This window comes from Variovorax sp. S12S4, assembly GCF_023195515.1.
Classification (GTDB): Bacteria; Pseudomonadota; Gammaproteobacteria; order Burkholderiales; family Burkholderiaceae_C; genus Variovorax.
Map to the genome: position 1 here is coordinate 1,714,732 of NZ_JALPKR020000002.1, position 17,460 is coordinate 1,732,191.

At 66.2% G+C, this 17,460-nt stretch carries 14 protein-coding genes and 1 pseudogene; 5 read left to right on the forward strand and 10 right to left on the reverse strand.

Features of this window, described 5'->3' with window-relative positions:
- Positions 1-17: 17 nt before the first annotated feature.
- From M0765_RS08715 to M0765_RS08725, 3 genes are read right to left on the reverse strand one after another with little or no spacing between them, the layout of a single operon-like run.
- Positions 18-587 (reverse strand): hypothetical protein, encoded by a 570-nt coding sequence (locus M0765_RS08715; RefSeq protein ID WP_258503150.1) that lies wholly within the window; start codon positions 585-587, stop codon positions 18-20.
- Positions 568-1,497, reverse strand: a complete 930-nt coding sequence (gene xrtQ / locus M0765_RS08720) for an exosortase Q (protein ID WP_258503152.1) — start codon at positions 1,495-1,497, stop codon at positions 568-570. Before xrtQ ends, M0765_RS08715 begins: the two co-directional genes overlap by 20 nt.
- A 24-nt stretch (positions 1,498-1,521) precedes the next feature.
- Positions 1,522-3,603, reverse strand: a complete 2,082-nt coding sequence (locus M0765_RS08725) for a VIT and vWA domain-containing protein (RefSeq protein ID WP_258503154.1) — start codon at positions 3,601-3,603, stop codon at positions 1,522-1,524.
- Positions 3,604-3,810: 207 nt separating this feature from the next.
- Between M0765_RS08725 and creD the strand changes: the two genes are divergently transcribed.
- The 3 genes and pseudogenes from creD to M0765_RS08740 all read left to right on the forward strand — a co-directional run bounded on the left by creD (position 3,811) and on the right by M0765_RS08740 (position 8,426).
- Positions 3,811-5,301, forward strand: a complete 1,491-nt coding sequence (gene creD / locus M0765_RS08730; RefSeq protein ID WP_258503156.1) for a cell envelope integrity protein CreD — start codon at positions 3,811-3,813, stop codon at positions 5,299-5,301.
- A gap of 39 nt (positions 5,302-5,340) precedes the next feature.
- Positions 5,341-7,730, forward strand: a pseudogene (locus M0765_RS08735) (penicillin-binding protein 1A).
- 90 nt (positions 7,731-7,820) lie between these two features.
- Positions 7,821-8,426: a hypothetical protein gene (locus M0765_RS08740; protein ID WP_258503157.1), complete on the forward strand. Its 606-nt coding sequence runs from the start codon at positions 7,821-7,823 to the stop codon at positions 8,424-8,426.
- Between the two features lie 16 nt (positions 8,427-8,442).
- On the opposite strand, the gene creC is transcribed toward M0765_RS08740, so the two are convergent.
- Together creC and creB are read right to left on the reverse strand one after the other, a co-directional pair.
- Positions 8,443-9,900, reverse strand: coding sequence for a two-component system sensor histidine kinase CreC (gene creC / locus M0765_RS08745; protein ID WP_258503158.1), 1,458 nt, complete (start codon positions 9,898-9,900; stop codon positions 8,443-8,445).
- Entirely contained in the window at positions 9,897-10,679 is a 783-nt protein-coding gene (gene creB / locus M0765_RS08750; RefSeq protein WP_258503159.1) for a two-component system response regulator CreB, read from the reverse strand. Before creB ends, creC begins: the two co-directional genes overlap by 4 nt.
- Before the next feature lie 567 nt (positions 10,680-11,246).
- Here creB and M0765_RS08755 point away from each other — a divergent pair.
- Positions 11,247-12,209 carry a YcjF family protein gene (locus M0765_RS08755; RefSeq protein ID WP_258503160.1) on the forward strand — a complete coding sequence of 321 codons (963 nt, stop codon included), beginning with the start codon at positions 11,247-11,249 and terminating at the stop codon, positions 12,207-12,209.
- Between the two features lie 105 nt (positions 12,210-12,314).
- Here the strand turns inward: M0765_RS08755 and cueR are convergent, their stop codons facing one another.
- Positions 12,315-12,722, reverse strand: coding sequence for a Cu(I)-responsive transcriptional regulator (cueR, locus tag M0765_RS08760; RefSeq protein ID WP_126746570.1), 408 nt, complete (start codon positions 12,720-12,722; stop codon positions 12,315-12,317).
- Positions 12,719-12,913: a heavy-metal-associated domain-containing protein gene (locus M0765_RS08765; RefSeq protein ID WP_126746571.1), complete on the reverse strand. Its 195-nt coding sequence runs from the start codon at positions 12,911-12,913 to the stop codon at positions 12,719-12,721. Before M0765_RS08765 ends, cueR begins: the two co-directional genes overlap by 4 nt.
- Before the next feature lie 133 nt (positions 12,914-13,046).
- Here M0765_RS08765 and M0765_RS08770 point away from each other — a divergent pair, with 133 nt between their 5' ends.
- Positions 13,047-15,287: a heavy metal translocating P-type ATPase gene (locus tag M0765_RS08770; protein ID WP_258503163.1), complete on the forward strand. Its 2,241-nt coding sequence runs from the start codon at positions 13,047-13,049 to the stop codon at positions 15,285-15,287.
- 34 nt (positions 15,288-15,321) lie between these two features.
- On the opposite strand, the gene M0765_RS08775 is transcribed toward M0765_RS08770, so the two are convergent.
- From M0765_RS08775 to M0765_RS08785, 3 genes are read right to left on the reverse strand one after another with little or no spacing between them, the layout of a single operon-like run.
- Positions 15,322-15,846, reverse strand: a complete 525-nt coding sequence (locus tag M0765_RS08775; protein WP_258503164.1) for a GNAT family N-acetyltransferase — start codon at positions 15,844-15,846, stop codon at positions 15,322-15,324.
- A 48-nt stretch (positions 15,847-15,894) separates the two neighbouring features.
- Positions 15,895-17,139, reverse strand: a complete 1,245-nt coding sequence (locus M0765_RS08780; RefSeq protein ID WP_258508186.1) for a beta-ketoacyl-[acyl-carrier-protein] synthase family protein — start codon at positions 17,137-17,139, stop codon at positions 15,895-15,897.
- A 20-nt stretch (positions 17,140-17,159) separates the two neighbouring features.
- Entirely contained in the window at positions 17,160-17,450 is a 291-nt protein-coding gene (locus M0765_RS08785) for an acyl carrier protein (RefSeq protein WP_258503165.1), read from the reverse strand.
- Between the last annotated feature and the right edge of the window lie 10 nt (positions 17,451-17,460).

The following is a 17,460-nucleotide window of genomic DNA, read 5'->3' on the forward strand; positions in this document are numbered from 1 at the left end:
TCTTGTTCACACAACTCTCACAAGGGTCTCGCCACCGTGACGGCTTGCCACGGACCGGTCGACTGCCCGCTGGCGGCCGCCCAGTACCAAGCTGAAGTGTCGGTGAAAGCCGTGCCTTCGGCATCGACGATGCGCTCGCAAACGCGGAACTTTTGCGCTCCGTGCATTTGCGCAACAAAACAGCGCCACAAGCGCTCCTGCGCATCGCGTTCAAGGCGCGCCTGTTCGATGCGATAGCCGAGCGCGCGGTAGCAATCGGCGGCCGGATGAAGCATGCGCGTCGGCGTGTTCACCGCGCGCATCACGATCATCTGCGTGCCGTCGGTCATGCGGCCGATGGCGCCCGGAAAGCGGTCCGCAAAGCGCTGCTCGACGTCGCCCAGCGCCATCGGCCGGAGCGGAACGCCGTCCCATTCGCGCGGCCACTCATGCGATGCCGCGGCCGCCACGTGTTCTTGCGGCGCGCGCAGCGCGGCGGCGGTAGACCACAGCAGACACAGCAGCATCGCGAGTGCAAAGGCCGTCTTGTGGCCGATGCGGTTGATGAAGTGATTAGCGAAAAAGCTTTCAAGGAACCGTATCGACATGGCGGCCTCCCTGCGTGGTGATCATTCCGGGAATCGGCTGGTCGGCAAGTCCGGCAGAAGTGCGTTCCGGCACCATCAGGCGGGCAATGCCGCCGCACACGGCCGCCAGCACCACCAGGCCGAGCGTGTTGTGCGCCCAGGGCGCCAGCGGCTGCCCCGCGCCCTCGAAGGCAATCAGCACGCTGTTGCGCAGGATGTTGCCGCCCAGCACGAGCAAGCCGACCATCGGCAGCCGGCGCAAAAAGCCGCGGTCGCTCTGCCGCGCCCAGAGCGCAACGGCGCAGGCCGTGAAGTAGCCGAGCCACACCATCTGCACGCCGGAGCACGGCGCATCGACGATGACCAGCCGCCCGTCGACCACGAGGCTGCTGCCTTCGCGCGCCACGCTGAAGCCGGGGGCCAGCAGCCAGCGGCTCGCCTCGGCCGTGACCACGCGCAGCGGATAGCCGGCATAGAACTGCAGCGATGACAAAAGCGGCAAGGCCAGCACCGCAAGACCGACGACCGGCAGCGCGGCCACGCGCCGCGGCAGGAAGGCCAGCAGCCCGCACGCCAGCGCCAGCACCGCCATCAGGCTTGCCGCGAGCGGCGGCAAGGCGGGCAGGGCGCCGGCGCCGGTGCGCAGCAGCGTGGCCAGCAAGGTGCCGGCGCCCGCCAGGGCCAGCCAGCCCAGCCGCGGCGCCGCGCGCAGTTCGCGCCGCCGCTGCCATGCCAGCGCCGCCAAGGCGGCCAATGCCAGCAGGCCCAGCGGATCGTCGGAGCCGTCGCGCATGCGCCGGACCATCCAGGCCCAGGTCGGCGCGAGCGCCGCGAATTGCAGCGCCAGCCAGAAGGCGGCCGGTGCCCGGTCGATGTGAATGCCCCAATCCACGATGCGCGGATGGCGGTGGGCAAGTGCGGCCAATGACATTTGTTTTTTCCCTTTCTGCCGCGCTCAGGCCGTGAAGCGGCGCGGATCGTTGCGGCGCGCACGGCGGCGCAGCATGGCAAGCATCGACAGCACCACGGCAATGGCGCCCAGGGTTTCGGGTTCGGGCGTGCTCGGCACTTCGGCGCCGAGTGCAAGTTCGCTCACGCCCTGGGGCAGGGGCAGCGGCTGGTTCACGTCCACGCTGTTCTGCGGCGCAACGTTGCGCACCACCTTGTCGACCGCAATGAAGCTGGTGTACTGCGTCAGCAGGCTGTACTTCAGGCCCAACTCGGTGATGCGCTCCTTGAAGGCAGCGCCGCCCTCCAGGGTTTCCTGGTCGCTCAGGCTCTGGATGCGGTGGCGCGCCCACAGCGTGCGCAGCGCGGCCGTGTCCTGGCGCATCTGCGGGTCGATGCGCAGTTCCTGGCGGTATGGGCCATTGGCGCCCTGGCCTTCGACGATCACGCGGCCACGGGCCTTGCCCTCGGCATCGGCGCGCCACTTGCCGAACACGATCACCGGGCGTTCGCCCAGTACGTCGGGCAGCGCTTGCGGCTCCACGTCGTACACGTCCAGGCCGCCGAAAGTCACCTTCACATTGGTGAGCACCGGCGACTCCACCATGCGGCGGAAACGCGCGGCCTGCTCCGGCGCCTGGATCGGGTCGGTGATGATGAAGGGCTCGCCCATGCCGGCACGCGCAATGCCTTCCATCAGGCTGCGGTTCACCGACGAACCGATGCCGAAGGCGAACACGTTGGCCTTCGAAAGGTTCTTGCGCACCAGCTCGAAGGCCTCGCGCTCCACGGTCACGTAGCCGTCCGTCACCAGCACCACGGTGCGCGACACGTTCTCTTCCTTCGGTTCGGCATACACACGCTTGAGCGCCGGAATCAGTTCGGTGCTGCCGCTGCCGCTGTAGTTCTGGATGGTGGCCAGCGCCTGTTCGATGTTGGCGCGCGTGGCCGGCACCGACTTGGGCGAGAGCATCTTGTTGCTGCCCGAGAACAGCAGCACGTTGAAGGTGTCGCTCGGGCGCAGTCCGCCGATCAGCCGCTCGAGCACGGTCTTGGCGGTGTCCAGCGGAAAGCCGTGCATCGAACCCGAGATGTCGACCACGAAGATGTAGTCGCGCGGCGAAATGGCGCTGGCGGCCACCGCCTTCGGCGGCTCGACCATCGCAAGGAAGAAGTTTTCCGCGCTTCCATCGGCGTTCTGCCCCTGGCCCTTGTAGAGCATCAGCCCCGACTCGATCCTTTCGCCCGCAAGCCGGTAGTCGAGCACGAAGTCGCGGTTGTCTGCGGGCCGGCCATCGGCCGCAAGTGCCACCTCGGCGTGCCGGTCTTCATCGCTCTTCTTCACCTCGATGGTGTGCGACGACGAGCGCACTTCCTTCAGGCCCATCGGCGTGTCGATGCTGGCCTTGAGCGTGAAGCGGGTGCTGGGCGCCACGCCCGCACGCAGCGTGGGCTGCGCCACCCATTGGGCCTGCGCGTTCTCCGACTGCGGACTGTTGTAGCGCGGGCCCACCACGGTGGGAAACACGAAGGCGTAGTTGCCCGACCGTGGCACCAGCAGTTCGGTGTAGCGCAGTTCCACCTTCACGTCGTCACCCGGCAGGATGTTGGCAACGTTCATCTGGAACACGTTGGGCAGGTGCTGCTCGAGCAGCGCGGCGGTCTTGCCTTCCTTCTTGGCGGTGTCGTATTCGATCTGCGCCTGCTGCTTCTCGCGGATCTGCGCAGTGATGAGCCGGTCGGCCAGGCGCACGTTGAGGCCGCTTACGGCGGCCTTGGTCGAGCCCGGAAAAACATACTTGGCTTCGATGGCGCGCTGGCCTTCGTTGCGGTAGGTCTGCGTCACGGTCACGTCGGCAATGACGCCCGAGATCTTTACCGACACCTCGGTGCCCTTGAGCGGCAGGCGGTCGACGGAGGGGTCGTCGCTCTTCACGAAGAAATACGGGCTCTCGGTCTTCAGCCGCGGGCCGGGAGCTTCCTGGGCATGCACCGGGTGCACGCTGAGCGCGACGAAGCCAGCGGCGGCCAGGCTCACGGTGGCGAGCCAGAGCCAGCGGCCGGGGCGGGTGGAGATTTGGGCGTCCATGGCGATGTGGAGTGGTGTCCGTGCGAACTTGCACAGCCGCAACTGTCGACGCCGCGCGAGAAGGAAATTGGAAGGCTGCTTGAAGTGCGGCAGCCGGTTGCCGCCTTGTGTGAAGCCTGAGTGAAGTCAGCCGGCGGGCGCGCTTCACACAGCCTTCGGGTTGCACGGCGAGCATCGCCGCTTCGTTATCGAAGAGGAGAAAAAAACATGTTCCAGTTGTTCAAGGCCTTGCAGAGTTCCATGCTGGTCAAGGTGGCCGGCCTGCTCTTGCTCACGCTCCTGCTGTGCATTCCATTGGCCGAAATCAATTCGATCAACCGCGAGCGCGGCCACAGCCAGCGCGAGGCGGCCGCGGAGCTTGCCGCCACCTACGCAAGCGCGCAGACCATGGTGGGCCCGGTGCTGCTGGTGCCGTATGTGGAGCGCTGGATGGAGCCGCTGCGCGATGCGCAAGGCAAGGTGATCGGCCAGGAGGCGCGCAGCAAGGAAATGGCCCACGCGGTGTTTCCCGACAAGCTGCACATCGAAGGTTCGATGACGCCGCAAGAGCGCTACCGCGGCATCTTCAAGATTCCGTTCTACACGCTCAATGCCACGCTCGGCGGCGGCTTTGCGGCCTTCAATCCCAATTCCGTGGCGCACAGCGAAGCCGATTCACGCATCGAGTTCAAGGCACCTTTCGTCGTCTTCTACGTGAGCGATCTGCGCGGGCTCGACGGTTCACCGTCCATCGCGATGAACGGCGAAGGCCTGCGTTTCAGGCAGCGCGTGCCCGGCCTGGCGGACAGCAGCTGGCTGGCCGACGGGGTCCACGCACCGCTCACCGGCGCCGCGCTTGCCGCATGGGAATCGAAGGCGCCGCTGCCTTTCGAAATGAAGCTCGGCCTGGTCGGGCAAGACACGCTCTCGATGGTGCCGATTGCCGAAGAGACCACCGCCCACCTGAGCTCGCCATGGGCGCACCCGAGTTTCGGCGGCCGTTTTCTCGCCTCGAAGCGCGAGGTGACGCCGCAGGGTTTCGATGCGCACTGGCGCGTGTCGTCGCTGGTGACCTCGGCGCGCGAGCAGGTGCGCGCCGGGCTGTCGGATCGGGACGATCGCAGCGCTGCTGCCACCGCCACTGCCGCGGCCCCCGCGGCGACAGCCGGCCATCCACCGCGCAACCTCGGCCCGCTGCAAACCTTCGATGTGTCGCTCGCACAGCCCGTCAATGTGTATTCGATGAGCACGCGCGCCGGCAAGTACGGTGCGCTCTTCATCGGGCTGGTGATCATGGCCGCCTTCATGTTCGAGCTGTTCCGCAGGCAGCGCATGCACCCGGTGCAATACGGACTGGTGGGCCTCTCGATTGCGCTGTTCTTCCTGCTGCTGCTGGCGCTGTCCGAGAAGCTGGCGTTCTGGCTCGCCTATGCCAGCGCGGCCGGCGCAAGCGTGCTGCTGCTCGGCATTTATTTCAGCGCGGTTTTGCAAAGCTGGAAACGCGGCGCGGGCTTCGGGGCCTATGTCGCGGTACTCTATGGCGCGCTCTACGGCCTGCTGGCATCGGAAAGCAATGCCCTTTTGCTCGGCGCCCTGCTGACATTCGGCATGCTGACGGTGCTGATGCTCGCCACGCGCAAGGTCGACTGGTACGCGTTGTCCGTGGGGAACCCCCGAGCACCCGAGCCAGTCTCACCTGAAGTGGCTCCGTCCGTGTAACTGACGCTACCGACTGTTTTTTCTCAACTACTGACTTCCATGGACGATTCCTCTCCTTCCACCGAACCGGCGCGCTCCGAACGCTCGATGCGGCTGCGGCGCATTGCGCGGTGGAGCGCCATCGTCGGCGGCTCGGCCGCGCTGGTTGTGCTGGTGGCCGCCGGCGTGGCGGTGGCCGTCATCTCGCCCCGGCTGCCCGACATCTCGGAGCTTGCCGACTACCGGCCCAAGCTGCCTTTGCGCGTGTATTCGGTCGAAGGCACGCTCATCGGCGAATTCGGCGAAGAGCGCCGCACGCTCACGCCCTTTGCCAACATACCCAAGGTGATGAAGGACGCCGTGCTGGCCGTGGAAGACGCGCGCTTCTACGACCACGGCGGTGTCGACTACAAGGGCTTTGCGCGCGCGGCGGTGGCCAGCCTGAAGGGTGGCCGCAAGCAGGGCGCCTCGACCATCACCATGCAGGTGGCGCGCAATGTGTACCTCAGCTCCGAGCGCACGCTGAGCCGCAAGATCTACGAGATCTTGCTGGCCCTGCGGCTCGAGCAGCAGCTCACCAAGGACCAGATTCTCGAGATCTACCTGAACCAGATCTACCTGGGCAACCGCGCCTACGGCTTTGCGGCGGCCTCCGAGGCGTATTTCGGCAAGCCGCTGCAGAACATCACCACGGCCGAAGCCGCCATGCTGGCCGGCCTGCCGAAGGCGCCCGGCGCCAACAACCCGGTGGCCAACCCGCGGCGCGCCCGCGCGAGGCAGCTTTATGTGATCGACCGCATGCAGGAGACCGGCTTCATTACCGCCGAGCAGGCGGCCGAAGCCAAGAAGGAAGAACTGCACCTGCGCGATGCCGCCGATCCGAACCGGCTGCACGCCGAATACGTGGCCGAAACAGTTCGCCAGATGATGTACGCGCAGTACGGCGACAGCATCTACACCAGCGGCATGAAGGTCTACACGTCGCTGGTTGCGGCCGACCAGGCGGCGGCCTACAAGTCGCTGCGCAAGGGCATCATGGACTACGAGCGGCGCCAGCCCTACCGCGGGCCCGAGCGCTTCATCGACCTGCCGGACGACGCCAAGGAAGCCGACGAGGCAGTGGACGACGCGCTGGCCGAGCACCCCGACAACGGCGACGTGATGGCGGCAGTGGTGCTGGAGGCCGGCCCCAAGGAAATCAAGGCCGTGCGCGCCAACGGCGAAACCGTGCAGATCACAGGCGAAGGCCTGCGGCCCGCGCAATCGGGCCTTGCCGCCAAGGCGCCACCCAACATCAAGATCCGCCGCGGCGCGGTGATCCGCGTGGCAAAGACACCCAAGAACACCTGGGAGATCACCCAGCTGCCCGAGGTCGAAGGTGCGTTCATCGCCATGGACCCGCGCACCGGTGCCATCAAGTCGCTGGTGGGCGGCTTCGACTTCGGCAAGAACAAGTTCAACCACGTCACGCAGGCCTGGCGCCAGCCGGGTTCGAGCTTCTGCCGTTCATCTACTCGGCCGCGCTCGAGAAGGGCTTTACGCCGGCCACCATCGTGAACGATGCGCCGCTGTACTTCGAGCCGAGCACCCCCGGCGGCCAGCCCTGGGAACCGAAGAACTTCGACGGCGGCTTCGAAGGGCCGATGCCGCTGCGCACCGCGCTGATGAAGTCGAAGAACCTCGTGACGATCCGCCTGCTGCAGTCCATCGGCGCGCCGTATGCACAAGACTGGATCACCAAGTTCGGCTTCGACAAGGACAAGCACCCGGCCTACCTGCCGATGGCGCTCGGCGCCGGATCGGTCACGCCGATGCAGATGGCCACCGCCTATTCGGTGTTTGCCAACGGCGGGTACCGCGTCAATCCGTACCTGGTCACGCGCGTGACCGACATGCGCGACAAGGTGCTGCTCGAAACCGAACCGCCGGTGCTCGACGAAACCCGCCGCGCCATTCCCGAGCGCAATGCCTTCATCATGGATTCGCTGCTGCAAAGCGTGGTGAAGGGCGGCACCGCCGCGCGTGCCTACCAGGCGCTCAAGCGCGACGACCTGTTCGGCAAGACGGGTACCACCAACGATTCGTTCGACACCTGGTTTGCGGGCTTCCAGCCCACCACGGTGGGCATTGCATGGATCGGCTACGACACGCCGCGCCAGCTGGGCGTGCGCGGCGAAACCGGCGGCAGCCTGAGCCTGCCGATCTGGATCGGCTACATGCAGACGGCGCTGAAGGGCGTGCCGGTGAGCAAGATTGCCGAGCCCGCGGGTGTCGTCAACATCGACGGCGAGTGGTACTTCGACGACTTCGCGCCGGGCCGTGGCGTGGCGAGCCTGGGCGTCGAAAACACCGAGGCACCGGCGCCGCCGGCCGAAGAACTCTCGGGCGTGCCGCTGGGCCCACCGCCGCCGCCCGAAGAGCGCAACCGCATTCTCGAATTCTTCCGGTAAGCACAAGCGCGGGACGGGCGGGCAAAAGAGAGGGCGGTTCCGGGTCTCTACACTCGGTGCTGCCTTTCGGTCCAACTTCCCCACGCTCTCATGGAAATTCTTACCCTGGTGACGTTGTTCGTCATCGGTGCCTACATCCTCAGGTCGCGCGAGCAGCGCCAGCGCATCGCGCTGCTCGGAAGCCATCTGGGCAGATACCAGATCGAAAGGCTCATGGAAACCCTCACCGAGGGTTACCTGCGTTGCCTGGGCGAAGACGACGCCGAACGGCGCCAGCAGATCTGGAGCCTGCTCGATTCCACCGAGGAAAAACTCTCGGGCCAGTTCGACAGCTTTGCCGCAGCCTTCGCACGGGTCGACGCGGCGGATGCACGCGTGAGCAAGCTGCCCTTCGCCATTCCCTTCGCTCACAAGCTGTTCCCGGCCGCCACCTTCGACCTGCGCGAGGCGCTCGTGATCCATGCACGCGGCATTTCGGAGGTGATGCGCAACGAAGCGGGCCGCACACCGAAGGCGAAGGCCTTCACCATGTCGGCCGAGCTGTTCCTGATGCAGCACACCTGCCATTGGTTCTGCAAGTCGAAAACCGTCGCGTCCGCGCGCATGCTGGCGCGGCACAAGACCTCGTACGAGCAACTGCTGGAAGCAGTGAGCCCGGCCACGCGCCGGGCCTACGGCACGCTCATCGGCCGGTGAGCCTTGCCAAGGTCCTTCAGTGATGCGAAGAGTGGTGCGATGAAGGCAAAAGCGGCAAGGTGAGCGTGGCCACCGCGCCGCCGCGTGCCGCATTGCCGAGCTCGATGCGTCCGCGGTGCAGCGCGGCAATCTCTTTCACGAAGGCCAGGCCCAGGCCCGTGCTTTTCTTCTGGCTGTGCGGCCGCGCCAGCGAATAGAACTTCTGGAAAACCTTTTCCTGCGCGTAGTCCGGAATGCCTGGTCCGCGGTCGCGCACGGTCACGCGCGCGAGCTTCGAGGTGGTCTCCAGCGTGAGCAGCACCTCGCTGCCCTGCGGTGAAAAATCGATGGCGTTGTCCAGCAGGTTGCTGACGGCGCGGCGCAGCAGGAACGGATCGCCCTCGGTACTGGCGTCGGTGCGGATGTTCACGCGCACGCCGATGTTGCGCTTGGCCGCGGCAGGCTGCGCGCTGAGGGCGACGTCCTCGATCAGCGCGGCCAGCGCCACCGGCTCGGTGCGGTCGAGGCCGCGCCGCGTTTCGAGCGCGGTGAGCTCCATCATGCGGTCGACGATTTCCTGGATGCGCTGCGTTTCACGTTCGATGTTCTTCAGGAAGCGCTCACGCTCCACATGCGGCATCGACGGCTCCTGCAGCAGCTCGGCCGCGCCGCGAATTGCCGAAAGCGGGCTCTTCACTTCATGCGTGAAGGTCTGCACGTAGTCGGCCACGTAGTTGCGGCCCGTGAGCGCATCGCGCATTTCGCTGAAGCCGGTGCGCACCGCATCGACCGCGCGCCGCGCCATGCGCGAAACGCTCAATTTTTTCTGGGCGCGTACCCAGGTCCAGTAGTCCGATATCAACCCGAACGGCCGTACCAGCCAGACCGAGACGATCACCGCCAGCAGCAGCAGCGCCAGGCCAGAACCCACGCCCACCCACAGCGTGCGGGCGCGCGCGTCTTCCACGAACTGGCCGAAGCTCTGCACCGGCTTGCCGACGCTGACCATGCCGACGATTTCGTTGTTCCAGCGGATCGGCGCGCCCACGTACATCACCGACGTGCGCGGGTCGCCGTCGACGTCGCGCGAGGTGCGCGCGCCGTACAGCCCCGCGAGCGTGCGGTTCACGTCGCTCCACTGCGAGTAGTCGGCACCCAGGTGCCTGCCGAGCGAATCGAACATCACACGGCCGCTGCGGTCGGTCACGTACACGCGCAGTTCGACGCGGTTCTTGTGCAGGTTGTAGATCTGGGCCGAAAACTCGCGCGCATACACCGTGCGAAACAGGGGTTCGAGCCGCGCCGTGTTGATGGCGCCCGCAATCACGTCCTGCTCGACCAGGCTGGCAATCAGCTGCGAGGTCTCGACCAGCGATTCCTCGGCCGATTCGCGGTAGCGCGGGTCGATGTCGGACACCACGCGGTAGAGCAGGAACGCGATGCCCGCCGTGTAGATCAGCAGGATGCCGATGAATATTCGCGTGCGCCGGCTCACGGCGTCCGGGGCAATTCTTCGTTCAACGCGTAGCCGGTGCCGCGCAGCGTGCGGATCGGCTCCACATCGGGCGCCACCGCCTTGAGCTTGGCGCGCAGCGTTTTCACATGCGCGTCGACCGTGCGGTCGAAGCTGTCGCTCGCATCGTCCCAGACCAGTTGCAGCAACTCATCGCGCGTGAAAACACGGCCCGGCCGCTGCACCAGGAGCCGAAGCAGGCCGTATTCGTAGCGCGAGAGCTCGAGCAGCCGTCCGTAGTAGCGGATCTGCATGCGCTCGTTGTCCAGCGCAAACGGCGTTGCGGGTGGCTGGGAGCTCGCAGGAGCTGCCGCGCCCGGAATTTGAGGGGGACCCCCGTTGTTTGCTGCCGCGGGGCCTCCAGGGGCCGCTCGCGCGCTGCGCCGCAGGATGGTGCGCACCCGCGCCACCAGTTCACGCGGCGAAAACGGCTTGGCAATGTAGTCGTCGGCACCGAGCTCCAGCCCGACCACACGGTCGATTTCGTCGCTTCTTGCGGTGAGAAACAGCATCGGCACCTCGGCGCCGCCCTGCGACTGGTTCAGCGCGCGCAGGCGCTTGAAGAGCTCGAATCCGTTGAGGTCGGGCAGGCCGACGTCCAGTATGGCCAGCGCCGGCGGCTCCTGTGCGAACTGCGCGATGGCTTCCTCGGCCGTTGCGCACCAGACCGGCGTGAAGCCATCGCTCTTCAGGACGTATTGCAGCGTGTCGGCAATGCCCGATTCGTCTTCGGCGATCAGGATCCGGGGTTTGAAACTCATCCCCTGGATGTTAGCGAGGGGGCGCCGCCCGGCGAGGCTGGTTTTGTGGCGTGGCGCCGAGGACACGGCGCGGCCTTTCGAGGTCTTTTTTTCCGGCGCGGCGTTGGCTCTGTATCTTCTTCTTATCTCTCTTATTCAAATTAGTAGTAGTAGATAAGGGTCGCACCTGTCTGTGGACATGCCGCTTTTTTCCTTGTGTGACAGTCACTTGTCATACCTCTGTCACTGTGCGCAGCCGCGCTTCCGTGCTGTCGCGCCAAAAGGAACAACATTGGCCGGCGCGTCCGCCCTGTGGATAACCGCCTGCTTGTGCCAGAACTCTCCCCAGAGTTGTCCTTTGACAGGGTTCCGGAATTCTGCGAAAGGCGGTTTCCGGCGCAAGAAATTCATTGCCGCTTATTTAGGCAGACTGTAGATTTGCCTTGTAAATCAAACACTTAGCTTTCTCCTACAAAGAAGTGCGAGTGTTATCCACAGAGTTGCCCAAGCTTTGTGGGGAGAACCGCAGCGGAACCTTCGCGCGCGGCGCCGAACGAACTTTGTCTTTCAACCAGCGGAATTTCCAACGTGACACCTACCGAAACCAAGGCCATCGTGACCCTCAGCCTCCTGGCTGCCTTTGTCGACGGCGAAAAGCACGAGCGCGAACGCGCGGAAATCAAGCGCATTGCCGAAGGCCTTTCGCAGGCGGATGGCGTGAACCTGCCCACGCTCTACCAGGACGTGCTGATGAAGCGCGTCTCGCTGGCTTCGGTGGCCGGCGAGCTGCAAAGCACCGAATCGAAGCAGCTGGCCTATGAAATGGCGGTGTGCGTGTGCGATGCGGACGGCACGCAATCGGAAGCGGAGCGCATGTTCCTGGCCGACGTGCGCACCTCGCTCGGGCTGGATGCCTCGGCCGCCCAGTTCTCGCGCCAGGCAGAAGAAATTGCCGCGGTTCCGGTGGCGGCCACCAGTGCCGCAGCGGCAGCAGCGCCCGTGCCTACGGCCGGTGCCGTGGCTGCGCAATTGCCCGACAGCGCCGAGCTCGACAAATCGATTCTCAACGCGGCCATCCTCAACGGCGCGCTCGAACTGCTGCCGGAAACGCTCTCGACCATGGCGATCATTCCGCTGCAGATGAAACTGGTCTACCGCATCGGCAAGGCTCATGGCTACGAGCTCGACAGCGGCCACGTCAAGGATTTCTTGGCGACGGTCGGCGTGGGCCTGACTTCGCAGTACCTGGAGCAGGCGGGGCGCAAGCTGCTCGGCGGCCTGCTCGGCAAGATGGGCGGCGGCATGCTGCGCGGCCTCGGCAACCAGGCGGTGAGTTCGGGCATGAGCTTCGCATCGACCTATGCGCTGGGGCACGTGGCCAAGCGCTACTACGCCGGCGGCCGCACGCTCTCCACGCAGATGCTGAAGGACGCCTTCGCGGGCGTGATGCAGGAAGGCAAGGGCCTGCAGACCCAATACCTGCCCGCCATCCAGGAAAAAGCCCGCACGCTCGACGCCGGCAAGGTGCTGTCGCTCGTCAGAGGAGCCTGAGTATTTTCCAGGAACACCGTGGAACCGGCTTTGCCGGGCCACTGGTGTTGCCCCCGGCGAGGGGGTGGCGCAGCGACACGAAGTGCGCGAAGCCTGGGGGAGAGCCTATTTAGCCAAGTCGTCCAGGATGGGGCAGTCGGGGCGCGCGTCGCCATGGCAGCAATGCACCAAGTGCGCGAGCGTGCTACGCATCGATTGCATGTCGGCAATGCGCTGCTCCAGTTCGTCCAGGTGCTTTTGCGCCACGCGCTTCACGCTCGAGCTGGTACGCCGGCGGTTGTGCCACAGCCCGACGAGCTCGGCAATTTCTTCCATCGAAAAACCAAGGTCGCGCGAGCGCTTGATGAAGCGCAGCGTGTGGATGTCGGCATCGCCGTACTGCCGGTAGCCGCTTTCGGTGCGCGGCACGGCGGGCAGGAGGCCCAGGCCTTCGTAGTGCCGAACCATGCGCGCGGAAACACCTGAAAGCCTTGCAGCCTCGCCGATGGAGACGGTTCCGAAGCTGTTGCTCATTGCACCTTGTACCCGGCGTTCTCGATCGCGGCGACAATGTCCTGCCGCGGCTGCGTGCTCAGCACATCGACGTGGCCGGTTTCAAGATCCACCGTCACCTGCGCCTTGGGGTCGATGGTTTGCACCGCGTTCTGCACCGCGCTCACGCAATGGCCGCAGCTCATGCCCGAGACCTGGAATTTCTGGCTCATCTTTGTTGCTCCTGTTGAGAAGTTGAATCAAGGAAGCCGCCAGTTTGAACCCTCTCACGATGTCAATGTCCAGCGCAGGGGCACTGTGCTTTCGGCTTGACCTTGCCATGATGTGAGGCTTTACCTTCGGTGCATGGACAATCTGCAGTACTACCCCTTGAACCCCATGAGCACCCTGGATCTTTCTGTCGGCGGCATGACCTGCGCATCGTGCGTGATGCGCGTGGAGCGCGCGCTCAAGAGCGTGCCCGGCGTGCAGGACGTGAGCGTGAACCTGGCCACCGAATCGGCCCGCGTGGTGGCGGCCGATGGTGAAGACATGGATGCGCGCCTGCGCCGCGCCGTGCGCGCCGCGGGCTACGAGCCACGCGCGGCCGGCAATGCGGCCGAAGAAGCCGCGGCGGTGTCGCCCTGGCACGGCTTCGGCCCTGTGGGCATCGGCCTCTTGCTCTCGATACCGTTGCTGGCGCCTATGCTGGGGCAACCCTTCGGCCAGGACTGGATGCTTCCGCCCTGGGTGCAGTTGCTGCTGGCGGCGCCGGTGCAGTTCTGGCTTGGCGCTCGGTTCTATCGCGCGGGCTGGCATGCCGCAAAGGCCCGCACCGGCAACATGGACCTGCTGGTGGCGCTCGGCACCAGCGCGGCCTTCGGGCTGTCGCTCTGGCTCTGGTGGCGCGCGGCCACGGGCGAGCACGCGGGGCATGGCGCTGTACCTCACCTCTACTTCGAGGCGTCGGCCGTGGTGATCACGCTGGTGCTGCTCGGAAAATGGCTGGAAGCGCGCGCCAAACGGCAGGCCACATCCGCCATTCGCGCGCTGCAGCAACTGCGGCCCGAAATTGCGCACCTCGTCGGCCAGCGTGGTGAAACCGATGTGCCGCTGGCCGAAGTGATGGTGGGCGACCGGCTTGCGGTGCGGCCGGGTGAACGCGTGCCGGCCGATGCGCGCGTGATCGAAGGGCGCTCCGAAGTCGATGAATCGATGCTCACCGGCGAGCCGCTGCCGGTGGCCAAGGGTCCCGGCGATGCGCTGACGGGCGGCGCCGTCAACGGCGACGGCCGCATGGTCGTCGAAGTGAGCGCGGTGGGTGCCGAAAGCGTGCTGGCGCGCATCATCCGCCTGGTTGAAGACGCGCAGGCCGCGAAGGCGCCGATCCAGCGGCTGGTGGACCAGGTCGCGGCGGTGTTCGTGCCCGTGGTGCTGTTGATTGCGCTCGCCACGCTGGTGGGCTGGCTGCTCGCGGGCGCCGGCATCGAGATTGCGATGATCCATGCGGTGGCCGTGCTGGTTATCGCGTGTCCTTGTGCGCTGGGCCTCGCGACGCCTGTCGCGGTAATGGCCGGAACCGGTGTGGCGGCGCGCCGCGGCATTCTCATCAAGGATGCGCGGGCGCTGGAACTTGCCCACAAGGTCGACACCGTGGCCTTCGACAAGACCGGCACGCTGACCCTGGGCCGCCCGGTGCTGACAGCGCTGATTCCCGCGGGAGACCTTGGCGACGAAGCCGGATTGCTGGCAACGGCAGCGAGTTTGCAAAGTGGCAGCGAGCATCCGCTCGCGCGTGCCGTATCGGCGGCTGCGGCGCAGCGCGGCTTGCCGGTGCCGGCCCTGGGCGCCATGCAGGCAATGCCGGGCCGCGGCGTGCGCGGTGAAGTGAATGGCGAGAGCTGGGCCATTGCAAGCCTGCGCTGGTGTGCCGAACTGGGCGTTGTTCCCGACGCTGCGGCGGTCGAGCGCCTGCATGCGCAGGGTGCCACCGTGTCGGCGCTGCTGCGCTTCGATGCGGCGGGCGCTGCGCAGGTACAGGCGCTGCTGGCCTTTGCCGACGAGCCGAAGCCCGAGGCTGCGCAAGCGGTTCGCACATTGCGTGCACGGGGCCTGCGCGTGGTGATGATCTCGGGCGACAACGAGCGTGCGGCGCAAGCCATGGCGGCGCGGCTGGGCATTGCCGCCGCGGATGTGCGTGCCGACGTTCTGCCGGCCGACAAGGCGGCGCAGGTCAGTGCACTGCGCAACGACGGCCATGTGGTCGCGATGGTCGGCGATGGCGCCAACGACGCACCCGCATTGGCCGCGGCCGATGTGGGCATTGCAATGGCGCCTTCGGGCGGCGGTACCGACGTGGCCATGGAAGCCGCGGGCATCACGCTGATGCGCGGCGACCTGGCGCTGGTAGCGCAGGCACTCGACCTTTCGGCACGCACGGTGGCAAAGATCAGGCAGAACCTTTTCTGGGCCTTTGCCTACAACCTGGCCGGCATTCCGCTCGCGGCCTTCGGGCTGCTGAGCCCCGTGGTGGCGGGCGCGGCCATGGCGCTGTCGAGCGTCAGCGTGATGGCCAACGCGCTGCTGTTGCGGCGCTGGAGGCCTTGAGGCTTTGCCGGCGCTTGCGCTTGCTGCTGGTGCTTCAGTCGATCAGCAGCGCGAGCAGCTGGTCGTCGATGTAGTCGGCTTCGTTGGCACGCTTGTAGAACTTGCGCAGCGTGCCTTCGTATTCGAAGCCCAGCTTCTTGTAGAAGCGCAGCCCCGGTGCGTTGTCGCTTTCTACATAAAGCTCTATGCGCTTCACGCCTTCGGCCTTCAGGTGCTCGATGGCATCGCTCACCATCGCCTGGGCAATGCCCTTGCCGTGCAGCGCCGGATCGACCGCGAGCGTACCGAAGCAGGCCACGTGCCGCACGCGACCGGGATAGCGGCTCGCCCGGTAGAAGCCCGCCACGCGTCCGTCGTGTTCATAGATGTAGAAGCTGCGGCTGTCGACCAGCTCTTTGTAGATGCCACGAAATTCATCGAGCGGCATCGGGTCGTAGCCGAGGAAAGGCACGACACGCTCGTGCATGTAGATGGTGAAGACCGCTTCGAGATCGTGAGGTGTTGCGAGCCTGCGCATGGTGATCGGGTTGCCTGCGGATGCGGATGAGTCCGCCAGCATACCGAGTCCGGACCCCGGCCCGCATGCCGCGTTGAAACGGCTGGCGCTTCAGCGATGCGCGCGGCGGGAAGCAATCAGTACGGCGTTGGTGCCGCCGAACGCGAACGAGTTGGAAAGTACATGGCGCAGGTTTCCGGCGTCGCGCGCCTCGCCTCGTACCAGGTCGAGATCGAAGGCCGCATCGGGCACGCGCAGGTTGGCAGTGGGTGGAAGCATGCCGCGCGACAAGGCGCGCAATGCGGCCACGAGTTCGATGGCACCGCCTCCGCCGAGCACATGGCCGTGGATGGCCTTGGTGGCGCTCACCGGCGTGGCGTTGCCGAACACTTCGCGGATGGAAGCGGCTTCCGCGGCGTCGCCTGCCCGGGTGGCGGTGCCGTGCGCATTGATGTGGCCGATCTGCGAAGGGTCGATTCCCGCGTCGTGCAATGCCGCCCGCATGGCGCGCACCTGGCCTGCGGCGTTGGGGTTGGTGATGTGCGTGGCATCGCAGTTGGTCGCATAGCCGGTCAGCGCGGGCGTTGTGTCGCCGGCCGCGCCGCGTGCCAGTGCGTGCGCTTCCGATTCGAGCACCAGCGCGGCGGCTCCCTCGCCCAGCGCAAAGCCCGCGCGGTCGCCCGAAAAAGGCCTGCAGGCGCTTTCGGGCGCACCGGGCGGCAAGGGTGCGGTCACGCGCATCGCATGCCAGCTGGCCGTCACGCCCGGCGTGAGCATCGCGTCGTGTCCGCCTGCAATGGCCACGTCGATCCAGCCGCCGCGGATGGCGCGCATCGCTTCACCAATGGCCACCGCCGAAGAAGCGCAGGCGCAGGCGTATGCAATGGCGTTGCCTTGCGCGCCGAACTGCAATGCGAGCTCCGCGACCGCCGCGTTGGGCATGACGGTGAGCACCGTCGTGGGCCGCATGCGGCGCTGCTCGGCGTAGAGCGCCTGCGTGGTGTCGTCGAAGGTGCCTGCGCCGGCCAGGCCGCTGCCCCAGAAGATGCCGAGGCGCGTGGGATCGACGCTGCCGGCGTCGAGCCCCGCCTTTGCAGCGGCGTCGTGCGCGGCCGCGAGCGCCATTGCAGTGCCGCGGTCGAGCGGCAGGCGCGAGTTGCTTCGCACGTCGGCCGCGTCGAACTCGCAGGCGGCCACGGCAAGTTCCATCGGATCGAGACCTTCGATGCAAAGCGTTTGTGCGCGCACCGCCGAGCGTGCATTGAAGAGCGCATCGTCGAAGGCGTCGACCGTGCGCCCGAGTGGTGTGACAAAGCCAAGGCCCGTGACGAACACCGGCGCACCGGCCGGCGAGATCGAACGGGACTTGCCGTTGCTCACGCGAGCACGGCCGCCGGCGACTCGGCGTCGCACCTGATCTGCTCTTCGATCGCCTCGCACAGGCTCTGGAGCGTGATGCCCGCTTCTCGCGGGTCGAGCCGGTCTTCGGGAAGGCGCAGATGGAAAGCGTCTTCTACCGCGAAGACGAATTCCATCAGCCCGAGCGAGTCGAGGCCGAGCTCGGACAAGGCCGTGCCGGGCGCAATGGCCGTTCGCTCGACTTCGAACTTGCTCACAAGGATGGCCGTGATGTTGTTGAAGATCAGTGAAGACAGGGAAGAGGACATGAAACGTTTC

What these genes read in the sequence shown, in the direction of transcription:
- cueR (WP_126746570.1), bottom strand. Translation starts at nt 12,722, where the DNA reads ATGAGCAACAGCTTCGGAACCGTCTCCATCGGCGAGGCTGCAAGGCTT.
- creD (WP_258503156.1), top strand. Translation starts at nt 3,811, where the DNA reads ATGTTCCAGTTGTTCAAGGCCTTGCAGAGTTCCATGCTGGTCAAGGTG.
- M0765_RS08725 (WP_258503154.1), bottom strand. Translation starts at nt 3,603, where the DNA reads ATGGACGCCCAAATCTCCACCCGCCCCGGCCGCTGGCTCTGGCTCGCC.
- M0765_RS08775 (WP_258503164.1), bottom strand. Translation starts at nt 15,846, where the DNA reads ATGCTGGCGGACTCATCCGCATCCGCAGGCAACCCGATCACCATGCGC.
- M0765_RS08740 (WP_258503157.1), top strand. Translation starts at nt 7,821, where the DNA reads ATGGAAATTCTTACCCTGGTGACGTTGTTCGTCATCGGTGCCTACATC.
- M0765_RS08785 (WP_258503165.1), bottom strand. Translation starts at nt 17,450, where the DNA reads ATGTCCTCTTCCCTGTCTTCACTGATCTTCAACAACATCACGGCCATC.
- M0765_RS08770 (WP_258503163.1), top strand. Translation starts at nt 13,047, where the DNA reads ATGGACAATCTGCAGTACTACCCCTTGAACCCCATGAGCACCCTGGAT.
- creB (WP_258503159.1), bottom strand. Translation starts at nt 10,679, where the DNA reads ATGAGTTTCAAACCCCGGATCCTGATCGCCGAAGACGAATCGGGCATT.
- M0765_RS08715 (WP_258503150.1), bottom strand. Translation starts at nt 587, where the DNA reads ATGTCGATACGGTTCCTTGAAAGCTTTTTCGCTAATCACTTCATCAAC.
- xrtQ (WP_258503152.1), bottom strand. Translation starts at nt 1,497, where the DNA reads ATGTCATTGGCCGCACTTGCCCACCGCCATCCGCGCATCGTGGATTGG.
- M0765_RS08765 (WP_126746571.1), bottom strand. Translation starts at nt 12,913, where the DNA reads ATGAGCCAGAAATTCCAGGTCTCGGGCATGAGCTGCGGCCATTGCGTG.